This is a genomic window from Streptomyces sp. NRRL S-495 (assembly GCF_000966955.1).
GTDB lineage: Bacteria > Actinomycetota > Actinomycetes > Streptomycetales > Streptomycetaceae > Kitasatospora > Kitasatospora purpeofusca.
In genome coordinates, this window is sequence record NZ_JZWY01000503.1 from 1 (window position 1) to 19,222 (window position 19,222).

General features: G+C 74.2%; 18 protein-coding genes. 9 read left to right on the forward strand and 9 right to left on the reverse strand.

Features of this window, described 5'->3' with window-relative positions:
• Window positions 1-179 precede the first annotated feature (179 nt).
• Window positions 180-2,027 carry an LCP family protein gene (locus tag VR45_RS24950; protein WP_078896805.1) on the forward strand — a complete coding sequence of 616 codons (1,848 nt, stop codon included), beginning with the start codon at window positions 180-182 and terminating at the stop codon, window positions 2,025-2,027.
• A 32-nt stretch (window positions 2,028-2,059) separates the two neighbouring features.
• Here the strand turns inward: VR45_RS24950 and VR45_RS24955 are convergent, their stop codons facing one another.
• Complete coding sequence (locus VR45_RS24955; RefSeq protein WP_045942072.1) at window positions 2,060-2,824, reverse strand: sporulation protein; 765 nt, start codon at window positions 2,822-2,824, stop codon at window positions 2,060-2,062.
• Window positions 2,825-3,057: 233 nt separating this feature from the next.
• Between VR45_RS24955 and VR45_RS24960 the strand changes: the two genes are divergently transcribed.
• A complete protein-coding gene (locus VR45_RS24960) occupies window positions 3,058-3,798 on the forward strand; it encodes a FadR/GntR family transcriptional regulator (protein WP_030392311.1) in 741 nt (246 codons plus the stop codon).
• Between the two features lie 73 nt (window positions 3,799-3,871).
• Window positions 3,872-5,128: an MFS transporter gene (locus VR45_RS24965; protein ID WP_045942073.1), complete on the forward strand. Its 1,257-nt coding sequence runs from the start codon at window positions 3,872-3,874 to the stop codon at window positions 5,126-5,128.
• A gap of 90 nt (window positions 5,129-5,218) precedes the next feature.
• Here the strand turns inward: VR45_RS24965 and VR45_RS24970 are convergent, their stop codons facing one another.
• The 5 genes from VR45_RS24970 to VR45_RS24990 form a co-directional block, all read right to left on the reverse strand.
• Window positions 5,219-5,935 carry an ABC transporter permease subunit gene (locus VR45_RS24970; RefSeq protein ID WP_045942074.1) on the reverse strand — a complete coding sequence of 239 codons (717 nt, stop codon included), beginning with the start codon at window positions 5,933-5,935 and terminating at the stop codon, window positions 5,219-5,221.
• Window positions 5,936-6,032: 97 nt separating this feature from the next.
• The gene (locus tag VR45_RS24975) at window positions 6,033-6,950 is read right to left on the reverse strand and encodes an ABC transporter ATP-binding protein (protein WP_045942075.1); all 918 of its coding nucleotides are present in this window, start codon (window positions 6,948-6,950) and stop codon (window positions 6,033-6,035) included.
• A 9-nt stretch (window positions 6,951-6,959) separates the two neighbouring features.
• Complete coding sequence (locus VR45_RS24980; protein WP_045942076.1) at window positions 6,960-7,871, reverse strand: ABC-2 transporter permease; 912 nt, start codon at window positions 7,869-7,871, stop codon at window positions 6,960-6,962.
• The gene (locus tag VR45_RS24985) at window positions 7,855-8,901 is read right to left on the reverse strand and encodes an ABC transporter ATP-binding protein (protein WP_045942077.1); all 1,047 of its coding nucleotides are present in this window, start codon (window positions 8,899-8,901) and stop codon (window positions 7,855-7,857) included. The genes VR45_RS24980 and VR45_RS24985 overlap by 17 nt, the downstream gene beginning before the upstream one ends.
• 106 nt (window positions 8,902-9,007) lie before the next feature.
• Window positions 9,008-9,895, reverse strand: coding sequence for an LLM class flavin-dependent oxidoreductase (locus VR45_RS24990; protein WP_045942078.1), 888 nt, complete (start codon window positions 9,893-9,895; stop codon window positions 9,008-9,010).
• Window positions 9,896-9,955: 60 nt separating this feature from the next.
• On the opposite strand from VR45_RS24990, the gene VR45_RS24995 reads away from it, so the two are divergent.
• Both VR45_RS24995 and VR45_RS25000 read left to right on the forward strand, forming a co-directional pair.
• Window positions 9,956-10,204 (forward strand): type II toxin-antitoxin system CcdA family antitoxin, encoded by a 249-nt coding sequence (locus VR45_RS24995; protein ID WP_045942079.1) that lies wholly within the window; start codon window positions 9,956-9,958, stop codon window positions 10,202-10,204.
• Window positions 10,201-10,602, forward strand: coding sequence for a hypothetical protein (locus tag VR45_RS25000; protein ID WP_045942080.1), 402 nt, complete (start codon window positions 10,201-10,203; stop codon window positions 10,600-10,602). The genes VR45_RS24995 and VR45_RS25000 overlap by 4 nt, the downstream gene beginning before the upstream one ends.
• A 242-nt stretch (window positions 10,603-10,844) precedes the next feature.
• Here the strand turns inward: VR45_RS25000 and VR45_RS25005 are convergent, their stop codons facing one another.
• Complete coding sequence (locus VR45_RS25005) at window positions 10,845-11,756, reverse strand: serine/threonine-protein kinase (protein WP_052709350.1); 912 nt, start codon at window positions 11,754-11,756, stop codon at window positions 10,845-10,847.
• 86 nt (window positions 11,757-11,842) lie between these two features.
• On the opposite strand from VR45_RS25005, the gene VR45_RS25010 reads away from it, so the two are divergent.
• The 3 genes from VR45_RS25010 to VR45_RS25020 all read left to right on the forward strand — a co-directional run bounded on the left by VR45_RS25010 (window position 11,843) and on the right by VR45_RS25020 (window position 14,029).
• On the forward strand, window positions 11,843-12,388 hold the full coding sequence (locus VR45_RS25010) for a sigma-70 family RNA polymerase sigma factor (protein ID WP_053642358.1): 546 nt from the start codon (window positions 11,843-11,845) through the stop codon (window positions 12,386-12,388).
• Entirely contained in the window at window positions 12,385-13,218 is an 834-nt protein-coding gene (locus VR45_RS25015; protein WP_045942081.1) for a hypothetical protein, read from the forward strand. The genes VR45_RS25010 and VR45_RS25015 overlap by 4 nt, the downstream gene beginning before the upstream one ends.
• Window positions 13,219-13,312: 94 nt before the next feature.
• Window positions 13,313-14,029 (forward strand): hypothetical protein, encoded by a 717-nt coding sequence (locus tag VR45_RS25020; protein WP_045942082.1) that lies wholly within the window; start codon window positions 13,313-13,315, stop codon window positions 14,027-14,029.
• A 108-nt stretch (window positions 14,030-14,137) separates the two neighbouring features.
• Here the strand turns inward: VR45_RS25020 and VR45_RS25025 are convergent, their stop codons facing one another.
• Window positions 14,138-14,719, reverse strand: coding sequence for an NAD(P)H oxidoreductase (locus VR45_RS25025; protein ID WP_234326129.1), 582 nt, complete (start codon window positions 14,717-14,719; stop codon window positions 14,138-14,140).
• A 5-nt stretch (window positions 14,720-14,724) separates the two neighbouring features.
• A complete protein-coding gene (locus VR45_RS25030; RefSeq protein WP_045942083.1) occupies window positions 14,725-15,771 on the reverse strand; it encodes an NADP-dependent oxidoreductase in 1,047 nt (348 codons plus the stop codon).
• Window positions 15,772-15,952: 181 nt separating this feature from the next.
• Here VR45_RS25030 and VR45_RS25035 point away from each other — a divergent pair, with 181 nt between their 5' ends.
• Complete coding sequence (locus VR45_RS25035) at window positions 15,953-19,183, forward strand: BTAD domain-containing putative transcriptional regulator (protein ID WP_045942084.1); 3,231 nt, start codon at window positions 15,953-15,955, stop codon at window positions 19,181-19,183.
• The last annotated feature ends 39 nt before the right edge of the window (window positions 19,184-19,222 follow it).

Below are 19,222 nucleotides of genomic sequence, written 5' to 3' on the forward strand. Positions count from 1 at the left end.
CCCCGGGGTGAACCCGCCCGCGCCGCCCGCCGGTTCAGCCGTTGGAGTGACCGTACGGCGGCCCGGTGCGGCGAACGCCCGGGTCGGCGGGGGTGCGGCCCGGTTCGACGGCCGGGCGGCGGCGGAAGAGTTTGTATGCTCCCAGGGTTGCCCGCTTCGGTCACTGAGAGGTGCGCGCCATGTCAGTCCAGTGGGACGGGAGCCCGCCGGATCCGGCGGGGCGGGGGCGTGCCGACGGCGGTGTCCGGACCGACGACCCGGTCCGGACCGAGTGGCCCGAGGACGGCCCCGGCCGGCTCCCGGCGCCGCGCCCCGGCGGCCGGGCCGAGGCCCGCAGAGCCGCCCGGGGGAGCGCCGTCCCGGTCCGCCCGGGCCGGGGCGGGACCGGCGAGGGCGGTCGGACGGCCACCCGGGCCGGCCGCCGGGACGCCCCCAGGGAGCCCCGCGCCGACGGCCGGGGCGGGAGCGGCGGGAGCGGGCGGTGGACCGCCGCCCGGAGCCCGGAACGGGACGGCCGGAGCGGCGCCCGGCGGCTGATCGCCTGGTCCGTGGCCGGGGTGCTGGTGGTGCTGGCCGGCGCCGGCGGCGCGGTGTACTACAAGCTGAACGGCAATCTCCGGTCCTTCGACGCGGATGCCATCGCCCCCGACCGCCCGCCCGAATCGGCGGCCGACGCGCACGGCCACCGGCCCGTCAACCTGCTGCTGATCGGCTCCGATTCACGCTCCGGGAAGAACAGCGACCTGGGCGGCGGCGACGAGGCGGGCGCCCGCTCGGACACCACGATCCTGCTGCACGTGTACGCGGACCACCGGCACGCGGTCGGCATCTCGATCCCGCGCGACGCCCTGGTGACGGTGCCCCGGTGCAAGCTGCCGAACGGCAAGTGGACCCGGGAGCAGCCCGCTCAGATGTTCAACTCAGCTTTCTCGGTGGGCAATTCCGAGACCGGGAACCCGGCCTGCACGCTGAACACGGTGGAGCGGCTCACCGGCATCCGGGTGGACCACACCATCGAGGTCAACTTCGAGGGCTTCGCCGCGATGACCGGCGCCGTCGGCGGGGTCGACGTCTGCCTGCCGAACGACATCCACGAGGGGAACATCAACCCCAATCTCGGCCGGAAGGGCAAGGTGGTGCTCGCCAAGGGCCGCCAGCGGGTCTCCGGCCAGCAGGCACTGGACTACGTGCGGCTGCGGCACGGCATCGGCGACGACTCGGACGTCGGCCGGATGAAGCGTCAGCAGGCCTTCCTCTCCTCCCTGCTGGCGAAGATCAAGAGCAAGGGCCTGAGCCCCGGCACCCTGCTGCCGCTGGCCGACGCCGCGACCCGTTCGATGACCGTCGACCCCGGCCTCGACTCGGCCGCCAAGCTGGTGGACTTCGCGCTGACGCTGAAGGGCATCGACCTGCACGAGGTCAAGTTCCTGACCACGCCCTGGCGTTACTCCGGCGCCCGGATCGATCTGGTGCACCCGGCGGTCGACACCCTGTGGCGGACCCTCCAGGCGGACCGGACCATCGACGGCCAGGACGCCACCGGCCAGCAGGAGGCGGCGGGCGCGCCGACGGCCGAGCCGACGCCCACGCCCACGCCGAGCGCCGAGCCCTCCCCGGCGGTCGGCGCCGACGGCGCGCCGATCCGGGTCACCGTCTACAACGCCACCAATGCCGCCGGCCTGGCCGCCAGGGCCGCCGAGACCCTGCGGGCGGCCCGGGTCACCGTCGCCGGGACGTCCAGCCGCGGCACCGCGCGGGCGACCACCACGGTCGAGTACGGCACCGGGCAGCGGGCCGCCGCGGAGAAGGTCGCCGCGCTGTTCCCGGGCGCCGCGGTGGCTCCGGGGCAGGCGGCGGGGATCAGTCTGCGGCTCGGCCGGGACTACGCGGCGGGCGGCGGCGCGAGCGGCTCCCCCGCCCCGACCGCCACCGGCCCGGCCGGCGCCCCGGCCGCGCTGCCCACCGAGGTGGTCAGCGAGGCCAGGTCGGGTGACGACGACATCTGCAGCAACGTCTCCTACGGCTGATCCCGGTCCCGGAGCGCGGCGACCGCCCGGCCTCAGAGCGCGGCGCGGATCCAGCCGTCCACCAGCGCCGTGAGGTCCTCGTCCGCCTGGCCGTGGCCGACCACATGGGTGCGGATCACGTCCCCGCCGCCGCCGAACAGGCCGCCCCGGCGGTCCGCCTCCAGCACCACCTCGACCTTGTCCGGGGTGGTCACGAAGCTGACCTCCAGCGAGTTGCAGGAGTGCGCGTACTGCGGCGCCGCCGAGTACTCGATCTCCTGGTAGAACGGCAGGGTCTGCCCGGTGCCGCGGATGTGCCCGGCCTCCAGGTCCGCCGAGCGGAACCGGAAGCCCAGCTGGAGCAGGGTCTCCAGGATCCGGTGCTGCACCGGCAGCGGCTCGACCTCCAGCGGGTCCGAGTCGCCCTTGTCGAGCGCGCCCGCGATGTCGACCTCGGTGCGCACACCGAGCTGCATGCCGTGCAGGCGCTGCCCGGCGACGGTGGTGACCGGGGTCTCCCACGGCACCTGGACGGAGAACGGGATCGAGCGGTTCTCGCCCGGCGCCAGCTTCAGCGGCGCGGTGACCGAGAACCGCGCGAACGGGTACAGGCCGGTGCTCTCGCCCTCCTCGTGTTCGACCTCCACCCGGGCGACCAGGGTCAGCGTGATCCCCCGGATGTCCGCCTCCACCGTCCCCCCGGTCAGCTCGACCGTGCCGGCCATCGTCCCGCCGGGACGCACGACCGGCGTGCTCAGGACGGTGTCGACGCCGGGACCGCCGACGCCCAGGGCACCGAGCAGCTTCTTGAACACCATGCGGACGTTCTCCTCGCATCAGGGGGGTGGAATCAGGGGTGGTGGACCGGGCCCGTCCGTCCGGATCCTTCCGGGGCGGTCGGGAGCGCCGGTCGTCCGGAGGAACGCCAGGCCGCCGCGGACGGTTCCCGGGCCGTTCAACCCCAGTTGTAGGATGACCGGGCAAGCAGTTGTAGGATGACCGACGACCGAGCCTCGACACACCGAGCCCGACCGACCGGGAGGAGCCCGCCATGAGCAGCGCGCACAGCGGCAACGACACGCTGCAGACCGCCGGTCGGCGCTCCCTGGTGGACACCGCGATCGACCAGCTGCGGGAGCAGCTGAGCAGCGGCGTCTGGCCGGTCGGCTCGCGGATCCCGACCGAGCACGAGCTCGCCGAACGCCTCGGGATCGGGCGGAACACCGTCCGCGAGGCGATCCGGGTGCTGGTGCACGCGGGGATGCTGGTCTCCCGGCAGGGCGAGGGCACCTTCGTCCGCTCCACCAGCGACCCGGCCGCCGTACTGCGCGGGGTGCAGCGCTCCGGTGTGCGGGACGTCCTGGAGGTCCGGGCCGCCCTGGAGGCCGAGGCCGCCCGGCTGGCGGCGCTGCGGCACACCCCCGAGGACATCGTCCGGATGCGGGCCGCGCTGGCCCGCGAGGCCGAGGTGATCGCCTCGCACCCCGAGCGGGCCGGCCGCGAGGCCACCGTCGAGCACGACCTGGAGTTCCACACGGCCGTCGTGGAGGCCGCGCACAACCCGGCGCTGACCGAGGTGTACCGCTACTTCGGCGCCTCGGTGCGCGAGTCGATGCGGACGGCGTTCGGCGACCACGACATGCCCGAGGTGGTCGTGGCGACCCACGCGGCCCTGGTCGACGCGATCGAGAGCGGCGACCCGGACCGGGCCGAACGGGCCTGTCGCGAGCTGCTCGCCGAACCCACCGCGGCCGTCGAGCAGCTCCTCGCCGCCATCGCCGCCCGGAAGTGAGCGGGCCGAGGCCCCCCTTCCGTTCCGTCCGCCTGCCCGGACGCACTCCGAATCCCACGAAAGAGCACCACCCATGGCCGTCACCCGTGCCCAGCAGCCGGTTGTCACCACCTCCGTCCCGTTCCCCGTCCGCTCCCGGCTCGCGCACCCCGCGCTGCTGCTGACCGGCATCCTGCTGGTCGCCCTGAACATGCGCGCCTGCCTGGCGGCGGTGTCGCCGATGGTGGGCGAGATCCAGCGCTCCTTCGGGCTCTCCGCCACCGCGAGCGGACTGATCACCACCGTGCCGGTGCTCTTCCAGGGCGTCGGCGCGCCGCTCACCCCCCGGCTGACCCGGCGCTTCGGCACCGAGCGGGTGGTGCTGGGCGCGGTGCTGGTGCTCGGCGCCGGGGTGCTGCTGCGGGTGCTGCCCTCGGTGGCGGCGCTGTACGCCGGGTGCGTGGTGATCGGGGTCGCGATCGCCGTGCTGAACGTCTCGATGCCCGGCCTGGTCAAGCGCGAGTTCCCGGACCGGGCCGCCGCGATGACCGGCGTCTACTCGACCACCATGCTGGTCGGCGCGACCATGGCGGCCGGTCTGTCGGTGCCGCTGGAGCACGCGCTCGGCGGCGGCTGGGAGGCCTCGCTCGGCGCCTGGTCGCTGCTCGCGCTGGTCGCGGCGGTGGCCTGGCTGCCGCAGGTGCTGCGGGCCCGGGCCGCCCGGGACAGCGCGGGTGTCGTCAGTGTCACCAAGCCGCCGGTCACCCCGGTCCGGCCGATCCAGGGGATCTGGCGCTCGCCGCTGGCCTGGCAGATCAGCCTGTTCATGGGCATCTCGTCGCTGCTGGTCTACACGCTGGTCGCGTGGATGCCGACCATCCTGGCCGACCACGGGATGGACCGCGGCGAGGCCGGTCTGGTCTTCGCCTTCTCCAACCTGGTCCAGGTGGCCGGCGCCTTCCTGGTGCCGCTGTTCGCCGGGCGGATGACCAACCAGCGGGCGCTCGCCGTCTCGATGGCCCTGCTCAACGCGGTCGGCATCGCCGTCCTGCTGATCGCCCCGGTGCCCGGCGCCTGGGTGGCGGCCGTCATCCTCGGCGTCGCCCAGGGCGGTTCGCTCGGCCTCGGCCTGGCCTTCATCGTGCTGCGGACCGACAGCGCCGCCGGCGCCGCCCAGCTGGGCGGGATGTCGCAGGCGGTCGGCTATCTGGTCGCGGCGGCCGGACCGGTCGGGGCCGGGGCGCTGCGCCAGGCGACCGGCGGCTGGACCACTCCGCTGGCGCTGATGCTGGTCCTGGTCAGCGTGGTCGCCGTCGCCGGCTGGGGCGCCGGGCGGGACCGCACGCTCTGACACGCTCTGACGCACGCGAACAGACGCAGACGCACGCGGACCGCACGGCTCGGTGAGCCGTGCGGTCCGCGTGCGTCACCGGGACGCGTCCTACTCCTCCGAGGCCAGGGTGAGCCCGGCCAGCTTCACCGAGGCGAGCACGGTCGCCCCCACCGCGACCACCAGCAGCAGCGCGACGGCCACGCCGAGCGAGACCACCGCGGTGATCGAGCCCTCGGCGGCCACCGACTCGGCCACCGCCATCCCCCACTGCTGGATGCTCAGCTTGCGGGCGCCCTGGACGAAGTTGCCGATCACCGCCTCCCACACCAGCGCGTACGCCAGCCCGGCCACCACCGCGTGCCGGGTCACCACGCCGAGCAGCAGGAACAGCGCGCTGTACGCGGCGCCGGCGACCAGCGCGGCGACCGTGTAGGCGAGCGCCAGGCCCTCCTTGGTGCCGTACATCAGCAGCCCGGACAGCAGCATCGGCACCGCCGAGAAGGCCCAGGTGATGCCGATCGCCACCGTCAGCTTGGTGGTGATGATCTTCCAGCGCGGCAGGGGCTTGGCCAGCAGGTAGACGATCGAGCCGTCGTCGATCTCGGTGGCGATGGCACCGGTGCCGACGACCAGTCCGAGGATCGGCAGCAGGGTCCCCAGACCGAGCTTGCCGAGGATGTCGACGACCAGGTCGTGGTGGTTCCCGCTGGAGGCGGCGGCGAACGCCGAGACGAGCAGCAGCAGGACGGGGACCACCAGCAGCAGCAAGCCGCGGCGGCGGCCGAGCAGGCCGCGCAGCGTCAGCCTGGCGACGGTCGGGTTCATGGTGGGTCGGCCTTCCTGGGGTTCCTGGTCCTGGTGAGGGGTGCCGGTCGGCGGGCGGCGGGCGGCGGTATCGGTGGCCCGGGGGCCGGTGCCGGGGCTACGCGGAGACGAGGTAGGAGAACACGCTCTCCAGCGACTCGTCCGCCGGGGCCACGGTGTACAGCCGGATACCGGCCCGCTGGGCGACCTGCGGCAGCAGGGTGGTGAAGCCCTGGAAGTTCACCGCCTGGATCCGCAGCGCCTTCTCCTGCCAGTCCAGCTCGATGCCGGCCGTCGACGGGTCGGCGATCAGCGCCGCCGCGAGCTGCCGGTCGTCGCTGGAGCGGACCAGGTAGCGGTGCGGGCGGTCGGTCATCAGCCGGCGGATCTTGCGGAAGTCCCCGGAGGCCGCGTGCCGGCCGGCCACCACCACCTCGATGTGCCGGGCCAGCTGCTCGACCTCCTCCAGGATGTGCGAGGAGAACAGCACCGTCCGGCCGTCCGAGCCGAACCGCCGCAGCAGGTCCATCAGCTGGAGCCGCTGGCGCGGGTCCATGCCGTTGAACGGCTCGTCGAGCAGCAGCACCGCCGGGTCGTGGACCAGCGCCGAGGCCATCTTGACCCGCTGCTTCATGCCCTTGGAGTAGGTGCCGGTGCGCCGCTCCTGGGCGTACTCCATCTCGACCAGGGCGAGCGCCTTGCGGGCGGCGGCGCCCGGGTGGGGCAGGCCGTGCAGTTCGGCGTTGGCGAGCACGAACTCCCAGCCGGTCAGGTAGTCGTACATCGACTCCCGCTCGGGGACCAGGCCGATCTGCCGGTACACCTCCTGGTTGCGCCAGATCGGCGCGCCGTCCAGGGTGACCGTGCCGGTGGACGGCGCCAGGAAGCCGCTCATCATGTGGATGAGGGTCGACTTGCCGGCGCCGTTCGGACCGAGCAGACCCGTGATGCCGGGGCCGATCGTCATGCTGACGTCGTTGACGGCGACCACGTTCCCGAACCAGCGGGAGACCTTGTCGATGGAGATGGTGGCCATGACGCCCTCTCAAACGTTCCGATAGCGGCGCAGCAGCAGCCGGTACGAGCCGGCCACCATCGCGACGGCGACCAGGGTGAACACCAGCAGGCCGAGCCCGCCCGGCGCGTGCATCCGCTCCGGGCCGGAGCCGAGGTCGAACAGCTCGTTGGTCAGGCTCTCCACCAGCCCGCCCGGCGACAGCAGCACGGCCCACTGCGGGTAGGTCGGCAGCGGCTCGTCGAAGCCGACGGTGGTGCTCGCCAGCCCGATCACGACCCCGACCACCGCGGTGCTCACCGCCAGGTAGCCCATGATCGCGGCCACCCCGAAGCCCCGCCGCGGCGTGGTGGCGGCGATCACCACCGCGACCGAGGTCGGCACCAGGGCGTACAGCACGGCGGCCGTCAGACCGTAGAAGAAGTGCGCGGTCTGGTCCCCGAACTTCAGCCCGACCAGCAGCGAGCCGATGTAGAGCACCAGCAGCGGCGCGAGCATCAGCAGCAGCTGGGCGCAGGCCATCGCCCCGAACTTGGCCCGGACGTAGTCGGTGCGGGTGATCGGCCGGGAGAAGTACAGCGGCACGGTGTGGTGGCGCAGGTCCCGGGAGAACAGCACCGGTGCCTGCGAGGCCAGGAAGATCGAGATGACCAGCCCGATCGAGCTCAGGTACTGGGCGTAGTCCACCGGCAGCTTGTCGACCCCGGTGGCCACGGCGACCGCGACGATGATCAGGGCGGGCACGGTGGCCACGCCCAGCACCAGCATCGGCAGCACCTTGGACTTGCCGGACCGCCCGAGGCCGTACGCGGCGCGCAGGCTCTGGGTGAACAGCGAGCGGGTGGCGTAGCCCCGGCCGAGCCGGGGCCCGGTGTAGCCGCGGTAGCCGATGTCGTGGATGACGCCGGTGTCGGCCGGGCGGAACTCAGGAGGAAGCGACATCTGCGGTACTCCCCTCGTTCTCCGTCGTCCGGGTGCTGTCGGTGCTGTCGCTGCTCTCGGTGCCGTCCGCGCTCGCGGTGAACAGTTCCGCGACCCGGTGCCGCCGCTCCTCCAGCCGGACCAGGCCGAGCCCGAGCCCCGCGACCGCGTCCCGGATGGCGTCGTAGGTCTCGTCGCCCGTCAGCCGGACCAGCAGGATCCGCGTCCCCTCCGTCTCCACCGAGAGGCCCGCCGCCACCAGCCGCGCGCGCACCGCGGCGCTCGCGTCCAGGCCGTGGTCCTCCGGGTGGTCCGTCACCTCGACCGCCAGGGTGGCCGTCGTACCGGTGAAGGAGGCGGTCGACGAGGAGCGCAGCAGCTTGCCGCCGTCGATGACCACCAGGTGGTCGCAGGTGCGCTCCAGCTCGCCCAGCAGGTGGGTGGTGACCAGCACCGAGATGCCGAAATCGCTGTACACGCGGCGGATCAGCGCCAGCATGTCGTCCCGGCCGACCGGGTCCAGACCGTTGGTGGGCTCGTCGAGCAGCACCAGCTTCGGGTCGTGCACCAGCGCCTGCGCCAGCTTCACCCGCTGCTTCATACCGGTCGAGTAGCCGCCCATCGGGCGGTACCGCTCCTCGTACAGGCCGACGTGCCGCAGCGTGTCCGCCGTCCGCTCCCGGGCGGCGGCGGCCGGCAGCCCGGCCATCCGCGCCATGTGGACCACGAACTCGGTGGCCGAGACGTCCGGCGGCAGGCAGTCGTGCTCCGGCATGTAGCCGACCTGCTCGCGGATCGCCGACCCCTGGGTGGCGATGTCCAGCCCGAGCACCCGCCCCGTCCCGGAGGTCGCCGGGGAGAGCCCGAGCAGGATCTTGATGAGTGTGGACTTGCCGGCGCCATTCGCTCCCACCAGGCCGACCACCCCGGGCTCGACCTCAACGGTCAGCTGATCGAGGGCAGTCACCCGGGGGAACCTCTTGGTGAGGCCGTCCGTCTTGATGACAGTGGACACAGGCTCAACGTAGTGCGCGTGTGCCCTTGTGAACATGGGCTGCGATGACGAGCCCGCATGCACCTGCGGTATGACGCCGCCCCGCCCGTCCCCTAAGGGATCACCGCGCGGGCGGCCCGGGACCGCCCGCGCACCGCACCCCTCAGCCCAGCTGGGCGAGGCCCTCGGTGGCGATCCGCTCGAAGACCGCCAGGTCGTTGGCGAAGATCGAGTCCGGCACCGGCCAGTGCACCACCAGCTCGGTGATCCCCAGCTCCCGGTACGTCCCGGCCCAGTCCACGAAGGCGTCCACCGACTCCAGCGGCTTCTCCGCCGTCGAGCCCTGGAGCAGCACCTTCTCCAGCTCCCCGGCGTCCCGCCCGCGCGCCTCGCAGGCCGCCGTCAGCTTCGCCAGCTGCTGCGCGACCACCCCGGGCGCCTGCTCCACCGGCACGTCCGCCGGCCCCTTCGGGTCCCCGTACGTCACCCAGCCCTGCCCGAACTCGGCGGCCAGCCGCAGCCCGCGCGGCCCCGTCGCCGCCACGTAGAACGGCACCCGCGGCGTCTGCACGCAGCCGGGGATGTTCCGTGCCTCCACCGCCGAGTAGTACTGGCCCTCACGGGTCGTGGCGTCGTTGGTCAGCAGCTCGTCCAGCAGCGGCAGGAACTCCCCCAACCGGTCCGCCCGCTCCTTCGGCGACCAGGCCTCCTGGCCCATCGCCGTCGCGTCGTACCCCGTCCCCCCGGCCCCGATCCCGAGCGTCAGCCGCCCGCCGGACACGTCGTCCAGCGTGATCAGCTCCTTCGCCAGCGTCACCGGATGCCGGAAGTTCGGCGAGGTCACCAGCGTCCCCAGCCGGATCCGCTCGGTCGCGGTGGCCGCCGCGGTCAGCGTCGGCACCGAGCCGAACCACGGCTCGTCCCGGAACGACCGCCACGACAGGTGGTCGTAGGTGTACGCGGCATGGAAGCCGAGGTCCTCGGCCCGCCGCCAGATCTTCTGCCCCTCGCTCCACCGGTGGATGGGGAGGATCACGGTACTCAAGCGCATGCCGTCGACCCTACGGGTGAAAGCCGGCAGATTCACGCATACTCGCGGTATGCTTGACTCATGGCGGCTACCACGCGCATCACGGTCACCCTGCCCACCGAGCAGGTGGCCGAGCTGAAGAAGCTCACGGACAACATCTCCGGCTACGTGGCCGAGGCAGTGGCCCGACAGATCAGGCACCAGTTGCTCGGCGAGGAACTTCGCCAGTACGAGGAAGAACACGGCGCGTTCACGGAAGAGGAACTCGCTGCCGCGCACGCGAGGATCTTCGGTTCGTCCGAGCCGGGCAGCGGAGCGGCCGCCGCGTGAGTGAGCGCATCGAAACGGTCGTGCTGGATTCCCAGGGAATGTCCGCCTGGATCTCGCAGGACCGTGACCTGCTCGCGATGATCAGGTCTTTCCACTCGATGGCGGCCGGTTTGGTGATCGGTGCCAACACCATCGTGGAGATCTCGCACGCCAGGGTGAACACCGCCCGCCTGAATTGGGTGCTCTCGCAGGTCAGGGTCGAGCCCGTGACCGAGAAGGCTGCCAGAGCCTCCGCCGCGTTGCTCAAACAGGCCGGTCTGCACGGTCACAAGTACGCGATCGACGCGACCATTGCCGAGATGGCACTCCGCCAGTCAGGACCGGTGGCCGTGCTGACCTCGGATGTCGACGACATGGCCAAGCTCTGCGGTAACCGGGTCCGGCTCATCGCGATCTGAGCCAACGACGCACCAGAACGTTCCTGACCTGCGTTTCCGCAGGTCAGTGCATGATGCATGAACGAGGATCGACCGAGGTCACCAGCGTCCCCTGCCGGATCCGCTCGGTCGCGGTGGCCGCCGCCAGATCCTCTGCCCCTCGCTCCACCGGTGAATGGGGAGGATCACCGTGCTCAGTCGCATGCCGTCGACCCTGCGGGAGCCGTCGGCGGCCGACGGCCTCCGACTTGACGACCTCTCTTTCAGCGCCGCAGCCAGCTCAGCAGGGTCGCCGCCGTGAACACCGTGCCCGAGGCCAGAAGGACCGCGCGCGGGGTCAGCCACCCGGGGCCTTCCGAGGGCCGGGGCTGCGGGGCCGGAGCCAGCAGCGCGTCCGCGAAGGCCCGGGCGGTCGGCGGCCGGTCCGCCGGCTCGACGGACATCGCGGCCCGCAGCAGCAGGGCGACGTGCGGGGGCAGCTCCGCCCCGGCCGGGAGCTCCGGGAGCGTCGAGGCGGTCGGCCGGTCGGTCATCATGGCCGTGGCGCGCCCGCCCGGGCCGAACGGCTTCTGCCCGGTCAGCAGCTCGTAGGCCACCACGGCCAGCGCGTACACGTCGGCCCGCCCGTCGAACCCGCCGGTCTGGAAGGCCTGTTCCGGTGCCATGTACGCGGGCGTGCCGGTGGTCACCGTCAGCCCGGACGCGTCGGCCAGCTGCTTCGCGCTGCCCAGATCCGCCACCAGCACCGCGGCGGGCGCGGGGTCGGTGGCGAGCAGCAGGTTGGACGGCTTGACGTCGCGGTGCACCACACCGGCCTCGTGCAGGACCTGGACCGCGTGGCCGGCCTCCGCGGCCAGCCGCAGCGCCTCCTGCGGTTCGCACTGCCCGACCCGGTCCGCCAGGGTGCCGCCGCGTACGAGGTCCATGACGAAGTAGGGCCGGTCCTCCTGCACCCCGACGTCGTGCACCCGGACCACCCGCGGGCTGGCGATCCGGCGCAGCAGCCTCGCCTCCGCCAGGAACCGCTCGCGCACATCGGCGTTGGCGGCCCAGTTCTCGGCCAGCACCTTCACCGCGACCTCGGTGTCGAGCTCCGGGTCGTAGGCCTTCCAGACCGTGGCGAAGGAGCCGGCGCCGAGCCGCTCCAGAAGGAGGTAACGGCCGAGCTTGCGCATGTGGCAGCATTCTGCCGGAGTCGGGTGGAGTGCGGAACTCCTCTTCGGCGGACGCGATACCGGGCGGGACGGAACGGGGGATCCGGGTGTTCGAGGAAGGTGAGCTGGAACGGCTCGTGGCCGCCGCTCGGGCGGGCGACCCGGGGGCGATGGAGTACCTGCTGGCCAAGCTGCGGCCGGTGGTGCTGCGCCGCTGCTCGCGTTTCCTGCCCCACCACGCCGACGCGGAGGAGGCCGCTCAGGACGCGCTGCTGTCCATCAGCAGGCACCTGGGCGAGTACGGCGGCCGCGGCTCCTTCCTGGGCTGGGTGACGGTGATCGCCTCGAACGCCGCCCGGTCCACCTACCGCTCGATGCGCCGGCGCGCCGAGGACAGCCACGCCGACCTCCCCGAGTCCGTCGACCCGCGCACCACCAGCGTCATCGCCGGGACCCGGCTCGACGTGATGGAGGCGCTGGCCGCGCTGGAGCAGCAGCACCCCGCCCTGGTGGAGTCCTTCGTGCTGCGCGACCTGGGCGACCTGACCTACGCCCAGGTGGCCGAGGAGCTGGACACCCCGATGGGCACGGTCAAGGACCGGATCCAGAAGGCCCGTCGCTTCATGCGCGAGCGCCTGGTCACCGGTCAGTGAACGGCGGTCCCGCGGCGGGCGGCGGCCACTCCGTCGTCCGGCTCCGGTCCGCCGTCGCCGCCCTGGTGGCGGCCGCCGCGCTCGGGCTGGCGACCGGCCGGTTCGTCCTGCCGCCGCCCGCCGGCGCCACCGCGCACCCGGCAGCGCGGTCCGCTCCCGCGACGACGGCGCCCGCCCCCGCCTCCGCCTCGCCGACCGGTGCGACCGGGGCGACCGGTGCGATCGATGCGCCCGGCGTGCCCGGTGCGCCCGGGCCGGTGACGACCGCGAACCTGCTGGAACCCGTGGCGTTCCGCCCGGAGGTCGCCGTCGGGAGGATCCACGTCACCGACCGGTACGGCGACGGGTTCTACGCCAACCCGGCCTGCACCGGCGAGAAGACCCTCACGCAGACCCTCGGCGGGCCCGGTGCCCACTTCCGCGGACTGACAACCAGCCTCCGCACCGACCCGGACGACCCCACCCGGGCCACCGACCAGGTCGACCAGGTCGCCCGCGAGGTCGCCGCCGAGGCCCCGAGCCCTTCCCTGGCGCAGAACTTCACCGAGCGCCTGCTGCTGGAGCAGCTGCCCTGCCAGGAGGCACCGGCGGGGCACTGGGTCTACGGAAGGACCACGACGCTGCGGCTCGCCCCGGACGTCACCGCGAGCTGGATGGGCACCTACGAGGGACTCCTCAACACCACCGGCAGAGCGCCGGAGGGCGAGGAGCCCTGCGGCGGCATCGCCGTACTGCGCAACGGCAGCCACTACGGGGTGCTGGAGGTCCATGCCTGCCTGGGGACGGCCGCGATGGACCGCGTCGTCAGGACCGCTCTGTCACAGCTGTGAAACAGCCGGTCGGGGCTCCGACTTTCCTTCCTCCGGCGGCATCTCCCCGGTTGTACGAGGACGCAGCAGGCGTCCCGACCAGCAGGGGGACCAGATGACCGAGAACCGGGCCGTCCAGCACCAGGCCGTCCAGCAGAAGTCCGTTCGCCGCAACCGGGTCGCCGCCGCGGCCTGCGTCGCCGCCGCACTGATCGCGGTCAGCGTCGTCGGCACCCGGTCGGCCACCGCCGACGAGCCCGCGCACCGCGCCGCGGCCGCCGCCCAGCCGGCTGCGGCCGCCGTCCCCGCACCTGGGCCCGGACTCGGCTCCGCCGCGCTCGTCCAGAGCGAGGACCAGGTCCGGCAGGGCCTGAACCCGGTCGGCGCGACCGTCTCGCTGGCCGGACGCCAGGGGCTGTCCGCGTGCTCCGGCGAGACGACGATGCGCGACCTGACCAAGGGCTCGGCCACCGCGTACGCGTCCGTGACCTGGACCTTCGCCACCGACGGCCTCCTGACCGAGTCGGCCGCGAGCGCCCCCACCGCGACCGCGGCCGCCGCCTGGGAGCAGCAGCTCGTCGGGCTCGTCCAGGACTGCCAGAAGGAGCCCGCCGGCCACTGGTACTACGGCGCGGCCCACACCCTGACCGCCGCCGGCGGCACCGCCCGCTGGTACCCGTCCTACAACGGCGACGGCGCCGCCAGTGGCGGGGTCGCCGTCCTGCGCAGCGGCACCAGGGTCGCCGTCGTCGAGCTCACCGGCCGGCCCACCGGCGCCCCGGCCGCGGTCGAAGGCATCACCACGGCGGCACTGAAGCGCCTCGCCTCCTGAACGGTGGCCCCGCCCGCGCCGGCGGGCGGGGCCACCGCCCTGCGGGATCCGGGATCCGGGATCCGGGATCCGAGCCGGGCCCGGGGTCCCCGCGGACCGGGGCGCCCCTCATGCCGGGGTGGCGAGGAAGGCGGTGAGGGCGCTGTCCGCCGCGGCGAGGGCGGCCGGGCCCGCGCCCAGGGAGTCGTGGACGAGCGCCACCGAGGCATCGGTGATGCCGCAGAACTCGGATATCCCCACCCGGAGCTGGCGGTCGATCAGGGTGTCCCAGCCGAGTTCGGCGAACTGCTCGCGCGAGTAGCTGGACAGGCCCGTCCAGAGCATCCGCTTGGCCCCCAGCCGGGGGCGGCTGCGGCCGTAGGCGAAGCCGTAGTTCCACACCCGGTCGATCCAGCCCTTCAGGACGGCCGGGAGCCCGAACCACCAGACGGGGAAGACCACCACGATCGTGTCCGCCGCGTCGATCCGGGCCATGTGGGAGCGGACCTCAGGCGAGTACTCCTTGTCCCGGTCCGCCCAGTCGGGCTCGTCCTCGGGGCCAGTGCGGGGGTCGAAGCCCTCCGCGTACAGGTCGAGCAGGTCGACGGTGCTCCCCGCGGCCAGCAGGCGTTCGCGGGTGCGGTGGGCGATCTGCGCGGTCAGGGAGTCCCCGCGCGGGTGGGCGAGGACCAGCAGGGTGTGCTGTCCCACGGCCGTCAGCCGTCCAGCCGGACGAGCATCTTGCCGGTGTTGGCGCCGCGCAGCACACCGAGGAAGGCGGCCGGGGCCCGGTCGATGCCCTCGACGACGGTCTCCCCGGTGCGCAGGCTGCCGTCGGCGAGCCAGCCGGAAGCCTTGCCGATCCACTCCGGGAAGAGGTGGAAGTGGCTGCTGACCAGCATTCCGCGCAGGTTCAGCTCCTTGGCGGCCGCCTGGAAGAGGTTGTCGGGGCCCGGCACCGGGGCGGTCGCGTTGTAGGTGCTGACCGCGCCGACCAGGGCGATCCGGCCCCCGGTGCGCATCGCCCCGATCGCGGCCCGCAGATGGTCGCCGCCGACGCTGTCGAGATAGACGTCGACGCCGTCCGGGGCCGCCTCGGCGAGCTGCTCGTCCAGCCGGCCGGCCCGGTGGTCGAGGGCGGCGTCGTACCCGAAGTCCGTCACCAGCCTCCGCGCCTTCTCCGGCCCGCCGGCCGAGCCGATCACCCTGGACGCCCCGAGCTTGCGGGCCAGCTGCCCGGCGACGCTGCCCACCGCCCCGGCCGCGGCCGAGACCAGCACCACGTCGCCCTCGCGGACCGGTGCGATCGCGGTGAGCGCCGCGTAGGCGGTGAGCCCGGTGGTGCCCAGTGCGCCCAGGTACGCCTCGGCAGGGGCGAGCGCGGTGTCCACCACGGTCGCGGCGGCGGCGTCCAGGACGGCGTACTCGCGCCAGCCCAGGAAGTGCGAGACGGTCGCGCCGACCGGCACGGCGGCGGAGCGGGAGGCGACCACGACGCCGACCGCGCTGCCGTCCAGGGCCGCGCCGAGCTCGAACGGCGGGATGTAGGAGGGCGCGTCGTCCATCCGGCCCCGCATGTACGGGTCCACCGACATCCAGGTGTTGCGGACCACGATCTGCCCCTCGGCGGGCTCCGGCACGGCGGTCCGGACCAGCTCGAAGGCGGCCTCGGTGGGCTCCCCGACCGGGCGGGCGGCGAGCCGGACCTCGGTGGAGAAGAGGGTGGTGGTGGCGGTGCCGCCGGTGTTCTTCTGGGCGCTCATGACGGATCCTCGTTCCTCGTCCGGTCTGTCGACCGGTGCTGTCGATTCCTGCTGACGGGGAAGACTCTGCAGGGGTCCGCGCACGAGCCGCCGACGGTCCACGCACGGCCCCGCGCCGGCGCCCGTGCGCGGACCCGGAACCCCGACCAGGCCGCTGCCGGAGCAGGGTTAACGTGGCGTCATGCTTTTCGACGTGCTGGGCCCGCTGCAGGTCCGTACCGACGCGGGGGCCCCGGTCACCGTCCGCGAGGCGAAGGTGCGCGCCCTGCTGGCCGCCCTGCTCGTGCACCACGGGCGGCCGGTCCCGGTGGACCGCCTGGTCGACGACCTGTGGGGCACGACGCCGCCCGGCAACCCCGCCAACACGCTCCAGACCAAGGTCTCCCAGCTGCGCCGGGCCCTGGAGGGGTCCGAACCGGGCGGGCGGGAGCTGGTCGCCCACGGGCCGGCCGGCTACCTGCTGCGGGTGCCGGACAAGGCGGTGGACGCGGCCCGGTTCACCGCGCTGACGGGGCGGGCCCGGCAGGCCGAGGACCGGCCCGGGCGGATCCGGCTGCTGACCGAGGCCCTCGGCCTGTGGCGCGGGCCCGCCTTCGCGGAGTTCCGGGACCACGACTTCACCCGGGCCGCCGCCACCGGGCTGGACGAGCACCGGCTGACCGCGCTGGAGGAACTGGCCCACCTCCGCCTGGAGGCCGGCGAACACCTGGCGCTCGCCGACGAGTTGGGCGGGGAGCTGCGCGTGCACCCGCTGCGGGACAAGCTGCGGGCCGTCCACATGCGGGCGCTCTACCGGTCCGGGCGGCAGGCCGAGGCGCTGGCGAGCTACCGCGAGCTGGCGGACCACCTGGCGGAGGAGCTCGGCCTCGACCCCGGCCCCGAACTGGCCGCGCTGCACGGAGCGATCCTGCGCCAGGACCCGGCGCTGGACCCGGACCGGGAAGCACCCGGGGCGAGCTCGGCCCCGCCCGCCGGTACCCCGTCACCCGCCTTCGCCGCACCGCCCCGCGGCAACCTGCCGGCCGGGCTGACCGAGCTGGTCGGACGGGACCGGGAGGTCGCCGAGGTCCGCGCGCTGCTCCGGACCGCCCGGCTGGTCACCCTCACCGGCCCCGGCGGCGTCGGCAAGACCCGCCTCGCCCTGGAGAGCGCCGGCGCGGCGGCCGACGCCTTCCCCGACGGGGTGTGGCTGGTCGAACTCGCCGCGCTGACCGCCCCGGCCGCCGACACCACCGAGGTGGCCTCACTGGTGGCCGACACCGCCGAGGTGGCCTCACTGGTGGCCGACGCCCTCGGCATCCGCGACCACGCCGCCACCGGACCGCCACCGGGACCGGCGGTGGACCGGCTCGCCCTGGCCCTGGCCCCCCGCGAGCTGCTCCTCGTCCTGGACAACTGCGAGCACCTGGTCCAGCCGGTCGCCGAACTGACCGAGCGGCTGCTGCGCCGCGCACCCGGCCTGCGCGTCCTGGCCACCGGCCGGGAGCCGCTGGCGATCTCCGGCGAGACGCTCCACTCGGTCGAGCCGCTGCGGGAGTCCGACGCCGTACGGCTCTTCGCCGCCCGGGCGGCCGCCGCCGCACCGGGGTTCGTCCTCGGCCCCGCCAACGCCGACGCCGTGGCCGTGCTCTGCGCACGCCTCGACGGGATACCGCTGGCCCTGGAACTCGCCGCCGCCCGGGTCCGGGCCCTCGGCGTCCACGAGCTCGCCGAGCGGCTGGGCGACCGCTTCCGGCTGCTGACCGCGGGCCGCCGGGACGCCCCCGCCCGGCAGCGGACCCTGCGCGCGGTCATCGACTGGAGCTGGCAGCTGCTCACCGACGCCGAACGGGCCGTGCTCCGCAGGCTGGCCGTCTTCGCCGGCGGATCCACCCTGACCGCCGCGGAGCAGGTCTGCGCCGCCCCGGACGTCCCCGCCGACACCGTCCTCGACGTGGTCGGGCGCCTGGTCGAACGCTCGCTGGTGACCGTGCTGGACGACGGGGACGGCCCCCGGTACCGGCTGCTGGAGTCGGTCGCCGCGTACGGTCTCGAACGCCTCGACGAGGCGGGCGAGGCACGGAGCACCCGGCGGCGCCACCGGGTCCACTTCACCGAGCTCGCCGAACGCGCGGAGCCCCGGCTGCACGGCCCCGAGCAGCACCGGTGGCTGGAGCGGCTCGACCGCGAGGGCGCCAATCTGCGCAGCGCCCTCGTCGACGCCGCGACCGCGGACGGCGACCGGGACGCCGGGCTGGCGGTGCGCCAGGTCAACGCGCTCTCCTGGTACTGGTTCCTGCGCGGCCGGCTGGACGAGGCCCGGCGCGCCCTCGCCCTGGCCCTCGGGGCCGGCCCGGACCCGTCCCCGGCCCGGAGCGACGCGCTGACCAGGCAGGCCGCGTTCGCGCTGCTGGCCGGCGAGGACGACCGGCCGGAGCGACCGCTCGACGACGCCGGTCCCGGGGCCCGCTGGTTCCTGGCCCTGGCCGGCTCCGGGTTCGGCGGCTCGACCGGGCCGGACCGCACCGCCGGGCTGCTGGCCGAGTTCCGGGCCCGGGACGACCGTTGGGGCATCGCGGCGACCCTGAGCGTCCGCGCCACCCGGGCCATGTACCGGGGCGACCTCGCCGGACTCCGCCGGTACGCCGAGGAGAGCGCCCGGGGCTTCGACGAACTCGGCGACCCCTGGGGCCGGTTGCAGGCCGGCGAACAGCTGGGCATCCTGGCCGAGATCGCCGGGGACTACGACGGGGCCGCCAGGCTGCACCGTGAGGGCGCCCGGCTGGCGGAGGAGCTGCGGCTCTGGACGGCGGTCTCGTTCCGACTGTCCCGGCTGGGCCGGATCGCTCTGCTCACCGGCGACCTGCCGGCCGCGGGGCGGTACCACGAACGGGCCCGGCGGCTGGCCGCGGAACAGTCCCACCGGCCCGCCGAACAGTTCGCCGTGACCGGCCTCGCCCTCGGGGCGCGCCGGCAGGGCGAGCTGGACACCGCCGAGGCGCTGCTGCTGCCCTGGCTGGAGTGGAACCGCCGACTCGGCGTGGACGCCGGCACGGCCCTGGTCCTCGCCCAGCTCGGCTTCGTCGCCGAACAGCGCGGTGACGCGGCGGGCGCCCGGGCCCGGCACCTCGACGGCCTCACCGCGGCCCGTCGTACGGGCGATCCCCGGGCGGTCGCCCTCGCCCTCGAAGGGCTGGCCGGCGCCCATGCCCTCGCCGGCCGCCCCGCCCACGCCGCCCGCCTGCTGGGCACGGCCGCCGCCGTCCGGGAGTCCGTCGGCTCCCCGCTGCCCCCGGCCGAACGCGGCGACGTCGACCGCACCACCGCCCGCGCCACCGCCGCCCTCGGCGCGGCCGCGTTCACCGCCGCGCTCCACCGCGGCCGCGCCCTCGACCACCCCGCGGTCCGCCGTCTGCTGCCCACGCCCGGCTGACGCCGCGCACGGCCTCAGGGGTGGGGCCGTTGGGTGGGG